This is a genomic window from Streptomyces sp. NPDC055632 (assembly GCF_053618675.1).
Genome location: NZ_JBSHHY010000026.1, coordinates 25950 through 39415, shown reverse-complemented (window position 1 = coordinate 39415; position 13466 = coordinate 25950). Strand labels below are relative to the sequence as shown.

Here is a 13466-nt window from a genome sequence, read left to right as displayed (position 1 = left end):
TCTCTTTCAGGAAGCGGGGGCGGAGGGCGCGGGGGTGTTCGGCACGGCAGTGGTGCCGGAGTCGAGGGAGGCGACCTCCCAGCGGCCGGCGCGGGCCGTCAGGGCGAGGTCGTACGACAGCGGCCACTTACGGCCCGCGCCGTCGGTCGCGGTGACCTCCGCGCGGACCCGGACGGACGCGCCGTCCCGGCCGGTGTCCTGGCCGCCGGTACGGCGGTCGGCCATCAGCTGGTCGACCTCGACCGCGATGTATCCGCCGGCGTCGGGGCGGGGCAGGGTCACGCCGGGGGCGAGGTAGCGGTCCGCGCCGCCTTCCGCGCCCAGGAACGCGGTCAGGAACCCTCGGGCGGTGTCGGCGAGCGGGCCGTCGCCGACCGCGCTGCCGTAGAGGGAAGCGGGCATCTGCCCGGCGGCCGGGCCGGCGATCTCCATCGGCGCCCCGGCGGCGGCCGGACCGAGAGCGCCGCCGGGCCGGTCCGGGTCCTGGAGGACGACGGGCAGGACGAAGTACCGCAGCCCTGCGGGCTGCTCAGTTTCGGGCGCCGCGGCGGTGTCGGTGAGGCGGGCGGCGACCGTCACCGACCACCTGCTCTCGCCCTGCCGTACGGTCCGCACCGCCGCGACCTGTCCGACCCTCACCGCGTGCTGTCCCCACTCGGGCGGCCGGACCGAGGGGGCGAGCAGCCGCAGCCGGCGGGCCGCCGCGCTCTGCGGGCCCGAGCCGGCCTCCAGCCACAGCCCCACGACCAGCTCGGCGTACCCGGCCGGCCCGTCCCCGGCAGGCGTCTCGGGCTGGACGGTCCGGGTCAGGGAGACCGGCTGCCCGGGCACGGCCGGGCCGGGGCGGCCGTAGGTCGCCAGGAGCGCGACGGGACCGGTGGCCAGCACGCCCCACACCACGAACCGGGTCAGGACCGAACTCCGCACGGAGACCTTCCCGGGCGGCCGGTCCCCGGCCTGCGGGAGGAGGGTGCGCCGGGTACGGCGCGGTGGAGAGGAAGGCATCGGAGGGCTCCTCGAAGAGCTCGTCGGGATCGATGCCTCACTCTTCGGCTGCGTGCTCACCGTGCCGCTGACCGCCAGGGCCCCGGGCCGTCACGAGGCCATAACTCCTCATGGTGAGTGGCGTGGTAAGTGGCCCGTGACCTGCTGGTAAGTGCCGTGGTAAGTGGACCGGGCAGGCCTGCGGCTCGCTTACCACGGCAGGTCAGAGCCGGTTTCTTCGTGCGGGAGGCGGGCATCGGCCTGCGCCCCGCTTTGCCGCCGACCGCAGGAGCGGAGGCCGTTCCAAAATTTTGGAATGACCCCAGGCAGGCCGAAGGGCGGCACCCTTCATAAGGGGGTGCCGCCCTTCGGCGGGTCGGGCCGCTGGGGTCAGCCGGTGTAACCGGCCTTGATGAGGTCCATGGCGCCCTGTCGGCGCTCGCCAGCAGCGGTCCGGCCCACGTTCAGGGCGCTGCCGATCTCCTCCAGGGACACGGCATACATGTCCGGCTCGGTCGGACGCTCGTACTCGGGAAGGGCACGGTGCGCGGCCAGGATCATGCGGGCGACCTGCCGCTCGCCGCGCTCGCGAGGAGTCAGGCGGGCCGCGTCGTCGGCTTCCTGCGCGGCGAGCTCCGCCCGGGCGGCGGTCTCCCGGGCGAGCGCGGTTTGCCGGTCGGCCTCCGCCTGCCGTGCGACGCCCTCCCGCCGCTCCGCCTCGGCCGCCTGTGCCGCGGCCTCCCGCTGTGCTGCCTCCTCCGCTGCCCGGGCCCGGGCCAGACGGTCCTCTTCCGTGCGGCGCCGGGCAGCCTCTGCGCGGGCCTCGGCCTCCGCCTCGGCGGCCGTCTTCTCTGCCAGCTCCTGACGTTCCGCAGCCTGCTCCGCCTCCGCGGCTTCGCGCTCCGCCTGCGCCGCGAGCCGTTCCGCCTCCGCCGCCTGGCGCTCCGCCTCCGCGGTTTGCCGTTCCGCCTTCCGCAGGGCCGACTCCGCGGACAGCCGCGCGGTCTTCTCCGCAGTCTCCGCCGCCACCTTCGCCGCCGTCTCTGCCGTGCGGGCCTCCGCCTCCGCCGAGGTGGTCTGCGCTGCGATCCGGTGCTCGGCGGCGGTCACCTTCGCGCCGATGCCCATGCGCCGGATCGCGGCCTCGGCCTGGCGCTCCTCTTCCTCCAGGAGGCGCTGCTCCTCACGCTCGGCGGCCGCCGCGATCCGCGCCTGCTCGGCGTCCCTGCGGCGGTCGTCGTCCTCCTGCTGCTTGCGGGGCAGGTCCAGGGCGTCGTCCACACCCATACCAAAGGGCGCCATGGTGAAGGGCAGCATCGCGGCCGCACCGGCCTTCTTCTTCCACTTGGAACCGTGCAGGTGCTGGAGCCAGGCCTTGTAGACGGTCCTCTCCTGCTCCATGGCGACCATTCGCGTGTAGGAGGTGATGTCCCAGATCTTCATCCGCCGGAACAGACACCAGGTCTTCCACGGGGACAGCAGCCACCGGTGGAGCGGGATGCGGTCCGACTCTGCCGCCAGGACCAGCCGGTTGGTTCGGATGATCAGGTGTCGTAGAGCTTCGACGACGGCGACGAAGAGAAGAGGGAGGACACCGTGCATGAAGGCGCCCAGCGGGTCCTCGCGTACCGGTTTGTCGCCCGAGGCCGCGTTGAACAGGATCGTGGCCAGGGTCAGCAGGTGGGCGACCAGCCGGAGTAGAGGCTTGGGCATCCGGCGCCAGACCAGGACGAGGTCCAGTCCGTACATGGCGACGATGCCGGCGTCGATGCCGATCGGGAAAAAGTACGAGAAGCGGCCGAATCCGTGATCCAGGGCCAGGTCGCGCAGAGCGGCGTAGGAGCCGGCGAACCCGATGCCGGCGACCACCGTCGCGCACACGGCGGAGACGACGACGACCGCCCGCATCGCCTTCGCCGACCACGGCCTGGGCGAGGCCGGAACGCCGGCAGTCTTGCCGGGGGGCTCTAGGGCCGGGGGCACCGCTGTGTCCGGAGCGCTTCCCGCTGCGTCCGGAGCGCTGCTCCGCGCGCGGAACGGCGCTCCGGTCTCGCGGAGCAGGGTCGCCTGTACCCGGAACGCCCGGTCCCTTCACGTCCGGTACGGCCGGCGTCTGGTCTTCCGTCAGCACATCACGCATCCGCACAGTCTGCCCTCAGGCGTGAACTGGCAGAACGCAGGGACACCCCCGTGGGAAAGCGCTCCGTCGGCGCAGCACGAAGTCCCGCCCTCGGCTGACAGCCTGGTGTCTCTCTGAGCGCCCCCTCAGCCATCTGCAAGCCGAGCTGTCACGACCTCCGCCTCCAGCTCCGGGCATTCGACCGGATACCCGGCCGGTGACAGGCCCGTGAAGAGGTCCCGTGCCTCCGGCACCCACCGAGAGCTCTGCGCTCCCGGGGCTGGCATCTGATCGGCGTCACCCGGCGACACAAGCGCTTCTGCTTGCTACAGCCCGCCGCTCCCCCGTCACTTCGCCTGTCACACGGCCCGTAGGAATCCCCTGGGTTCCCTGAGGGTGAGCGAGCCGTCGTGGAGGCGACGTAAGCGTGTCCGTCTGCTACGGCGCTCGGGCGTCCATCGCGCCGCAGGTAACCGCCGCCCTCTAGGCCCCGAGGAGGGCCTGTTTGCCAGCACGCGACGTAAGCACGCCGCGTGCCCCATGGTCCGGCTCCCCTCAAAGAAGGAGGAAGCCGTGACTTCCGTACACCGGGACGCCATCCGTCCCGAGCCACCCCGTGGCACCTATCGCAGCCGCTTCAGGCAACTGCGCACCGACCTCATGAAGGCGCCCAGCCATGTGGCGATCCGCCGTGCCCTCATCGCCCGTCAGCTCAGCTCGAACTCACCCTCAGGGGGACCCGTGACCGTCAAGAACGCCCAGCAGCCCGACCAGCCCGGCCGACGACGCTTCAGCCGCTACCTGCGCGCACTCGTCGCGCACCTCCGCACGCAGTCCCAGAGCACGGATCCGTCCCTCAAGACGAGCTTGCTCAGGTACCTGCGCGACAAGCTCCGCGACCGGATAGAGAAGGAGCTCCTGGAGCAGTTCACCAACGAGAACTCGGCGCTCATGGTGCTGCTGCAGTCCCTCGTCTCGTGATGAGCGCAGGCCGGTCTCCGACGAGGAGGCCGGCCCCGCCGGAAGGCTTCACCCCTCCAGGCCTGCACGCCCTGGCCCCTATCGACGCCACAGCCCGCACCAGGTGACAGCTCCCCCTGTACGACTGCCCCTTCGCCCCCGGCCGGGGGCTTCGTGCTTCCTGGAGGACCGCCATGCCGACGTACGAGACGCTGTTGTCGTGCGCAGGGTGGATGTCAGCGCGGCGCAGGGTTTTGGCAGTGCGCCTGGTTTCGAGCCTGGCTGAGCCACCTCCCGCGACCCACGTCGCGGCGGCCGAAACGGCCAATCGGTGTCTGCGACCCGGTGATCGGCGCTACGGTCATCCCGGGCTGACACCCGGTCAGCCGGATGGGGGAGCGGATGCTGACCGAAGCGATGACCGCGCTGGCGGCTGCGGGCGGCACGGCCGTGGTCCAGGCCGCAGCGACCGATGGCTGGACGGACCTGCGTCAGCGCCTGACTGCGTGGTTCGGCCGTGGTGCCGACACCCGCCAGTACGCCGAACTGGAGCGCCTCGACCGCACCGCCGTCGCCTTGGACTCCGCCCCCGCCGAACACACCGCCCAGGTCCGCGAGCGCCAGCAGAACGCCTGGCAGACTCGTATCGAAGACCTCCTGGAAGAACTGGACGAGCCCGAGCGCGTCGAGGCCGCCGCTGCCCTGGCCGTACTGCTGCGCGCCCATGCCCCCGCGGCACCGACCGCTGCCACGGCGCCGGACGGTATCGCCGTCGCGGGCGACCTCAGCATCAGCGCCCCGCACGGGATCGCCGCCGGAACCATCGGGAGCATCGGCGATGTGCACCTGGCGTCCCCTCCGGCGCCGGACCGGTCCCAGGGCTGACCGGATCCGGCACCACTGCCCAGCCCATACCCGGCTCCGCCTTCCACGCTCCCGGCGGCCTGGCCGGCATCTTCCATGCCCCGGTGAACATCCACCCGCCCGGTGGGCCGCGTGAGCCCGTGCGGTTGCCGCACCGGGTGGGGTCCGTCCCGTCACGGGCAACGGCCTTCCTCGACCGGGCCGAGGCCGCCCGCCTGCGCGACGCGGTCGCGGGGGGCGGCACGGCGGTGGTGGGTCAGGTGCTCTCCGGGATGGGCGGGGTCGGCAAGACCCAGCTTGCCGCCGACCACGCCCACACCGCCTGGGACGCGGACGAGCTGGACGTGCTGGTGTGGGTGACCGCCACGGACCGCGCCGCGGTGATCGCCGCCTACGCCCGGGCCGGGGCGGAGCTGTGCGGCGCGGACCCGGGCGAACCCGAGCAGGCCGCGCAGGAGTTCCGGGCCTGGCTCGTTTCCCGCCCGGGGCCGGGGCAATGCCGCTGGCTGGTGGTCTTGGACGACATCGCCGACCCGGATCACGTGGCGGGCCTGTGGCCGCCCACTTCCCCACACGGGCGGGTACTCGCCACCACCCGCCGCAAGGACGCCGCCCTGACAGGTGACGGGCGCCGCCGCATCGACATCGGCCTGTTCTCCCCCGGCGAGTCCGCCACCTACCTCGCCAAAGCGCTCGCTGCCCACGGCCGCACCGATCCCGCGCCCGAGGTCGGGGCCCTAGCCCGCGACCTCGGACACCTGCCCCTAGCCCTGTCCCAGGCCGCTGCCTACCTCGCCGACACCGGCGAGAGCGCCGAGACCTATCGCGCCCTCCTCGCCGACCGCACCGCCGCCCTGGCCGAAGCCGCCCCCGACCGCCTGCCCGACGACCAGCGACACACCGTCGCCGCCTGCTGGTCGCTGTCGCTGGAGCGCGCCGACGCCCTGCGCCCGGCGGGCCTGGCCCGCCCGATGCTCCACCTCGCCAGCATGCTCGACCCCAATGGCATCCCCGCCGACGTCCTCACCAGCGCACCCGCCCGCACCCACCTCGCCGCCCACAGCACCACCACCCCCACCGCCGATGCCCCCACATCGCCCGAACCCGTACCGCCCCGCGAGGCGACACTGGCACTGTCGGCCCTGCACCGGCTCAGCCTCATCGATCACGACCCCGCCACGCCCTGGCACGCCGTGCGTGTGCACCAGCTCGTCCAACGCGCCACCCGCGACACCCTCACTCCCACCGAGTACGAGCAAGCCGCCCACGCCGCCGCCGACGCCCTAGTGGCCGTCTGGCCCGACATCGAACGCGACACCGCCCTCGCCCAGGCGCTGCGCGTCAACACCACTGCCCTGACCAGGTGCGCCGACGCAGCCCTCCACCGGCCCCGGGCGCACGGGGTGCTCTTCCGCGCCGGGAGCAGCCTCGGCGACGGCGGCCAGGTCGTCGCGGCCACCGACTACTTCCGCCGCCTGGCCGACACCACCACCCACCACCTCGGCCCCGACCACCCCGACACCCGCTCCGCCTGGCACCGGCTCGCCTACTTCCGTGGAGAGGCGGGGGATCCGGCTGGGGCGGCGGAGGCGTTCGCCGAGCTGCTGGCGGACACTCTGCGGGCGCTTGGTCCCGACCACAAACACACCCTCACCGACCGGAGTCAGCTCGCCCGCTGGCGGGGAGAGGCGGGGGATCCGGCCGGGGCGGCAGAGGCGTTCGCCGAGCTGCTCGCCGACTACCTGCGGGTACTTGGTCCCGACTACCCCGGCACCCTCATCGCCTGGCACCAGCTCGCCTACTTCCGTGGGGAGGCGGGGGATCCGGCCGGGGCGGCGGAGGCGTTCGCCGAGCTGCTGGCGGACAGTCTGCGGGTACGTGGTCCCGACCACCCCGACAATCTCATCGTCCGAAGTCAGCTCGCCCGCTGGCGAGGGGAGGCGGGGGATCCGGCCGGGGCGGCGGAGGCGTTGGCCGAGCTGCTCGCCGACCGTGTGCGGGTGCTTGGTCCCGACCACCCCGACACCTTCAACACCCGGGGCCAGCTCGCCCGCTTCCGGGGGGAGGTGGGGGATCCGGCCGGGGCGGCGGAGGCGTTGGCCGAGCTGCTCGCCGACCGTGTGCGGGTGCTTGGTCCCGACCACAGACACACCCTCACCGACCGGTACCAGCTCGCCTTCTTCCAGGGGGCGGCGGGGGATCCGGCCGGAGCGGCAGAGGCGTTGGCCGAGCTGCTCGCCGACCATGTGCGGGTACTTGGTCCCGACCACAGACACACCCTCATCGACCGGTACCAGCTCGCCTGCTTCCAGAGGGAGGCGGGGGATCCGGCCGGAGCGGCAGAGGCGTTCGCCGAGCTGCTCGCCGACCATGTGCGGGTGCTTGGTCCCGACCACCCCGACACCCTCACCGACCGGTACCAACTCGCCAACTTCCGGGGGGAGGCGGGAGATCCGGCCGGGGCGGCGGAAGCGTTCGCCGAGCTGCTCGCCGACTACCTGCGGGTGCTCGGCCCCGACCACAAAGACACCCTTGCCACCCGGAACAACCTCGCCTTCTTCCAGGGGGCGGCGGGGGATCCGGCCGGAGCGGCAGAGGCGTTCGCCGAGCTGCTCGCCGACCATGTGCGGGTGCTCGGCCCCGACCACAAAGACACCCTTACTACCCGGAAAAACCTCGCCCGCTGGCGGGGGGAGGCGGCGGACCCGAGCACCGGATCGACCTCGAAGAACTCCCCGGCCTGACACAGACTCTGCGCCGCCACTGACAAAATCCTGTGCATCCCACTGGCATCAACCCTGCGCCCAACAACTGCCCCGCTTCGCCGCCGACCTTCACCGCCTCACCCCCGCACAGCGCCAGCGGTTCCACCGCGCCGTCCTCAAGGCCTTCGTCCCCGACCTGCGCACCGGAGGCCGTTTCCATCCGGGTCTGCGTATCAAGGGTGTGCGCTCCGCTCCCGGTGTCTACGAACTGACCTGGGCGCCGGACGGGCGCGCGACGTGGTGCTACGGCCGGGCACGGACAGCCGGGGACCGGCACATCGTGTGGCGCCGCATCGGAACCCACAACATCTTCGCCCGCCCCTGAACCGCATGGCGTTCGGGCTCATTACATGTTGAAACGATCAGTTGGCGGACATGGGTGAGGAAGAGGAGGTTCTATGTACCCATGCAGGGGTGGATAGGACGTATGGTCGCCGTTTGCGCGGTGGTGTGCGTGGTGCTGGTGACAGCTCCAGGCCTTGCGGCTTCCTGCATGGAGCCGATGGTTGTTGATCAAACCGCAGGTGCTGCGTGCAGGTTTGCGTACCTGGCGGTGCTGGCCTCTTCGGTACGAGGGGTTAAGGCGACATGCTTCGTTAACGCAGAGGTGAGCGGTGCCAAGGTGGCTACCGGGCAGCTCATTGCGGCTGTGGTCAGGGGTGGCGAAGGCCGGGGAACTTCGCGGGCAGTACGCCCTGAGCAGGGCCGACGGTTGCATGGCAGGGACAGGCAGGCTTCAGCGCCGGACAGCGTGGCCGTTCCAGGGAGCATCCTTGAGACGTTCGCTGGCACGGAGGAATGTTCGTGACGCCTCCACCGCTGTGGCCTCGACGGGAGCCGGCCCCGGATCCGGAGGGCACACCTAATGAGCAAGAGCTGCCCAGTGCCTTGCCCGTGCAGGCAAGCGACGGCTCTGTGGCAGCGGGCGGTGATATAGGAACTGCGATCACCGGCAACGGCAACACTGTCACAAACCACTATGTAGTCTCGCCTGTGCTGTCCGAGAAGGACGGAGGCCCTCAGGTTGTCACGACGAAGCCGATCAGCCTGTGCCGCCCTTTGGATCTTGAGGTCCGCCACGCCCTCCATGAGGCCGATGCGCCCAGCGAGCTGCCTACGTATGTAAAGCGAGCGCACGACGAGCAGTTACGTAAAGTAGTCAGTGCGGCGGCAAGTGGACAGAGCCAGATGTGTGTCCTGGTGGGAGCGTCTTCCACGGGCAAGACGCGTGCCTGTTGGGAGGCCATCCAGGTACTGGCTGGCGACGGGTGGGAACTGTGGCATCCGTTCGACCCGACACATAGCGAGGCCGCGCTGGCCGGTCTGGCCGCAGTGGGTCCGAAGACCGTGGTGTGGCTGAACGAGACACAGCTCTACCTGGCCGAAGAGCATGCTGGTGAACGCATCGCCGCCGCGCTGCGCAGCCTCCTGGCAGACGCAGATCGTGCTCCGGTTCTCGTCCTGGGTACCTTGTGGCCTGAGCACTGGGATCGGCTGGCATCACCTACAGGGCCTCACCTCGATCATCCTCATGCTCAGGCGCGGCAGTTACTGGCAGGGCGCAACCTGCGTGTGCCGGAAGCCTTTACGGCACAGGACATCATTGCGGCCGGCAAGGCCGCGGTGACTGATCAACGGCTCGCGCTTGCTCTGCAAAGGGCAGTCGACGGTCGCATTACACAGTTCCTTGCCGGAGCGCCCGCTCTCATGGAGCGGTACGAGCATGCGCAGCCGGGGGCTCGTGCGGTCCTTCACGTTGCGATGGACGCCAGGCGTTTGGGATGCGGCACCGCCCTGCCCGTGAGCTTCCTCGAGGACGCTGCTCCCGGCTACCTCTCCCTCTCGGCCCTTGACGCGCTGAATGACAGCTGGTTCGAAGAAGCCCTCGCCTATGCGGGGCACCGCGTGACCGGTGACGAAGCCCTGCTCCGCCGGATACGGCTGCACCCTGGAAGCGATGACAGCACGGGCACGTGCTATCGGCTGACTGACTACATGGAGCAGTACGGCCGGCACGAGCGCCGGCACCTCTGCCCGCCACAATCGTTCTGGGACGCCGCGCTACGGCATCTGTCACAGCGGGCGGATGTCAGTGCGCTGGCCTCAGCGGCCATAAGCCGGTGGCGCTTACGTTACGGCCGGCTTCTTTCAGAAAAATCAGCACAACTGCCTCGGCGCGACGTAGGCGTTGAGTTTCCTCGTCATGAGCCGAACGACGGGTGGCGGCACTTCACCGATGACGCAGAGCCCGAAGACCATCTGGCCTGTCGTGCTCTGGCCGACATAGCTTTCATGGCGGTGGGGGAATCGGACTACGAGCAGGCGGCAGACTTAGCGATGCAGGCGGCACAGTGCTGTCAGCCCGACACTCTCGCCGAGATGGCGCTCGTGCTCGAAGAGCGCGGGATGCCAGTAGAAGCCTCCGACCTCGCTCACGAAGCGGCGGCCTTCGGATCACCCGAGTGTCTGGGCAGCCTGGCCATGATGCGCCAGGGCAGAGGACTCTTCGAACAGGCCGAGCACTACGCCCACGAAGCCGCCCAGTATGGCCTGACAGACTTCCTCGCGGACCTCGCACTCGACCACGAAGAAGCCGGCCGGAAAGAGATGGCGGAGGCCTTATGGGAGGACGCCGCCCGCCACAGACACCCGGAAGCACTCGCAAGCATCGCCCGCTTCCAGCACGAGAACGGCGACCTGCCAGGAGCTGCCCGCACAGCCATCGAGGCAGCAGACCGAGGAGACGCCGCCTACCCAAACCACCGCATCAAGCCCCTGTGGAAGACACTGTGGCCCCACGGAATCGAACCAGACGGAAGCCCCTCACCAGATCCCTCCACCATCGAGTACGCACACGACCAGAACACCTGGTGGTGAACATCAGACCGGACACCCCGCCGACAACATGGTCCAAAGGCTGTGGCCGTACGCGGGAGGCCGCAGGACCGAAGCGGTACCCGCAACCTCATCGGCCTGTAAAGCAAGGCGCCCTCCCCTGAAGCTGCTGATCAGACCGGCACAGGCCAGAGATCGACCACACGCCCGACAGAGCGCAGACGACATACAGCAGCCCAGACACCAGCTCCCTACCGAGACCATGTATGCCTGCGCTTCGGACCGGCCGACCCTTCGTGCTCCTACGATGGACGCTTCGGCAACGCGGCCGGTGTCCCGGTGCCGGTACGAGCTGTTCGTCCTATGGGGGTGGGCTGGGATGTCTCAAGCGTGGTGGCGGGTAACCGCAGGACTGTGCGCCATGGTGATGCTGGGGTTGGTCGCGGTGGCCGTGTTCGTGGACCTGGACACCGGTGACCGGGTGGCCAGCATCGTCGGCGCGGCCGCGGGCCTGGCGGGACTGGCCCTCGCCCTCCGGCAGGGAACACCCCCCGCACCGCTACCACCCACGGCACCGCCGGTGAGCGGGGCGCGGTCGGTGCGGGCGGGAGGCTCGATCGGACGGGCGGTCACCGGAGACGGCCACACCCTCGCCCACTCCTCCCCCACCATCCCTCCCGGCAGTGCCCTAGGGCCCGGTGGTACGAGCGGCACGGCGCCGGGAGTACCCGGTGAGCGGGGAGTCGAGGCCGGGGGTTCGATCGGCGAAGCCATCACCGGCGACGCCCCTAAGCAGGACGGGCAGCAGAACCAGCCGTGAGTCCCCTGTGGCCCAAGCGGGCAAAAAAGAACAATACCGACCACCCCGGCTCTGAAGTGTCAAAAGGAGTCTCCGACGCTGCGCCAACATCGATGGAAGCTGCAGCGACTGTTCCACCTCAGGCCACAGCCGGCGCAGGCGAACGTGCGCTGGAGGCGAACGGTGACCTAGGCCTGGGAATCAGCGGAGACAACGTCTCGTTGCAGAACGTCGCAGTCCATATAGGTGGTGCTGCAGCGTCGGCGCAGTCGGTGGCGTTCCCCGTCGTGGTGGGTGCTGTGCCGGCGGCGGCGAGCCGGTATCAGGCACGGTCCCAGAGCGGGCTGCTGCGCACGGCACTGGAGGACGGCGGAACAGCCGTCCTCACAGGCACCCCTACTTCAGACACCGGCAATAACGACCGCACCAGCCAGAGCGAAGCCGAGCCGGGTGATGCGCGGTGGGTGTTGTCGGGACTGGGCGGGGTCGGCAAGACACAGATCGCCGCCCATCACGCTCGTACCCAGATTGCCGAAGGTCAGGTGGATGTGGTGGTGTGGGCTACAGCCACCGACCGCTCCGGTGTCCTGGCCGCCTACGCCCAGACCGCACGCGTCCTCGGCCTCACTCCCCCAGGCGCTGGTGAAGACGACGAGCAGAACGCCGCCGTTTTCCTGGCCTGGCTCCAGCCCCGCCCGGCCTCGGCAGGGACGCGGGTGGTGCGGTGGCTGATCGTTCTGGACAACATCACCAACCCCAACCATCTGACCGGCCTGTGGCCACCAGCCTCACCTCTTGGGCAGACTCTAGCGACCACTCGGCGTCGCGACGCCGCCCTGCGAGATCGCGGTACTCGCATTGATGTGGATGTCTTCGCCCCCGCCGAAGCCCTGGCTTTCCTCACCCGACGCCTGGCCGACTACGACCACACCGAACCTGAAGACGACCTGCGCGCCCTGGCTCACGCTCTGGGGTATCTGCCGCTCGCTCTCGCCCAGGCAGCCGCCTACCTCGCCGACACCGGACACACCGCGGCCGCCTACCGGCGGATGTTGACCGATCGCACCGCACGCCTGGCCGAACTCATCCCCGACGCCCTACCCGACGATCAAGAACTCCCCGTCGCGGCCGTCTGGGACCTCAGCGTCCAACACGCCGACACCCTGCCACCGGCTGGCCTGGCCCGCCCCCTGCTGGCCCTGCTGTCGGTGCTGTCCCCCGACGGCATCCCCACCGCACTGATCGCCACCGAAACCGCCCGTGTCTACCTCGGCCAAAACACCACAGGTGCAGACCCTGCTTCCAAAGCTACAGAGGACAGAAAGCAGATCGAGAAACGGCAGGTCATGCAAGCCCTCAGCGTGCTACACCGTCTCAGCCTCATCGACCACACCTCGGACGCCATCCGCGTCCACGCGCTGGTGCAGCACACCACCCGCGACACCCTCACCCCCGAACAACACACCACAACCACTCTGGCTGCCGCCGATGCCCTCCTCGAAGCGTGGCCCGAGCGCCCCAACCACGAGGCTCTGCCCGTACTCGTCTCCAACGTCAGCGCACTACACACCGCTGGCCCGCCCCGCAAAGAAGACGACGGACTTCACACCGTCCTCTTCACAGCAGGCCGAACCCTCGGACGGACTGGGCAGGTCACCGCAGCCCACACCTACTTTGATCACCTGCACAACACTGCTCACCGCCTTCTGGGGCCCGACCACCCCGACACCCTCACCACCCGCAACAACCTCGCCCACTGGCGTGGGGAAGCAGGAGACGCACAAGGCGCCGCCGACGCCTTCGACAAACTCCTCGATGACCGCATACGGATCCTGGGACTCGACCACCCCGACACCCTCATCACCCGAAGCAACCTCGCCTCCCGGCGTGGGGAAGCAGGAGACACACAAGGCGCCACCGACGCCTTCGACAAACTCCTCAACGACCAACTACGCATCCTGGGACCCGACCACCCCCACACCCTCACCGCCCAAAGCAACCTCGCCCACTGGCGCGGGACAGCAGGAGACTTGCAAGGCGCCATCGACGCCCTCGATGAACTCCTCGATGACTACCTGCGGCTTCTAGGGCCCGACCACCCCGACACCCTCACCACCCGAGGCAGCCTCGCCCACTGGCG

General features: G+C 70.0%; 8 protein-coding genes. 6 read left to right on the top strand and 2 right to left on the bottom strand.

What is annotated here, in order from left to right:
• Positions 1-6: 6 nt before the first annotated feature.
• Both ACWGSR_RS27585 and ACWGSR_RS27580 read right to left on the bottom strand, forming a co-directional pair.
• The gene (locus ACWGSR_RS27585; protein ID WP_453569945.1) at positions 7-1005 is read right to left on the bottom strand and encodes a conjugal transfer protein; all 999 of its coding nucleotides are present in this window, start codon (positions 1003-1005) and stop codon (positions 7-9) included.
• Positions 1006-1374: 369 nt separating this feature from the next.
• Entirely contained in the window at positions 1375-2892 is a 1518-nt protein-coding gene (locus ACWGSR_RS27580; RefSeq protein ID WP_453569942.1) for a DUF2637 domain-containing protein, read from the bottom strand.
• A 784-nt stretch (positions 2893-3676) separates the two neighbouring features.
• Here ACWGSR_RS27580 and ACWGSR_RS27575 point away from each other — a divergent pair.
• From ACWGSR_RS27575 to ACWGSR_RS27550, 6 genes are all read left to right on the top strand, one after another.
• Positions 3677-4084 carry a hypothetical protein gene (locus ACWGSR_RS27575; RefSeq protein WP_453569940.1) on the top strand — a complete coding sequence of 136 codons (408 nt, stop codon included), beginning with the start codon at positions 3677-3679 and terminating at the stop codon, positions 4082-4084.
• A gap of 381 nt (positions 4085-4465) precedes the next feature.
• Positions 4466-4948, top strand: a complete 483-nt coding sequence (locus tag ACWGSR_RS27570) for a hypothetical protein (protein WP_453569937.1) — start codon at positions 4466-4468, stop codon at positions 4946-4948.
• 83 nt (positions 4949-5031) lie between these two features.
• A complete protein-coding gene (locus tag ACWGSR_RS27565; protein ID WP_453569934.1) occupies positions 5032-7671 on the top strand; it encodes a tetratricopeptide repeat protein in 2640 nt (879 codons plus the stop codon).
• A gap of 915 nt (positions 7672-8586) precedes the next feature.
• On the top strand, positions 8587-10569 hold the full coding sequence (locus ACWGSR_RS27560) for a hypothetical protein (protein ID WP_453569931.1): 1983 nt from the start codon (positions 8587-8589) through the stop codon (positions 10567-10569).
• 379 nt (positions 10570-10948) lie between these two features.
• Positions 10949-11347, top strand: a complete 399-nt coding sequence (locus ACWGSR_RS27555; protein WP_453569928.1) for a hypothetical protein — start codon at positions 10949-10951, stop codon at positions 11345-11347.
• 200 nt (positions 11348-11547) lie between these two features.
• Positions 11548-13466: tetratricopeptide repeat protein (locus ACWGSR_RS27550; RefSeq protein ID WP_453569925.1), on the top strand; the 1919-nt coding region annotated here is incomplete at its 3' end.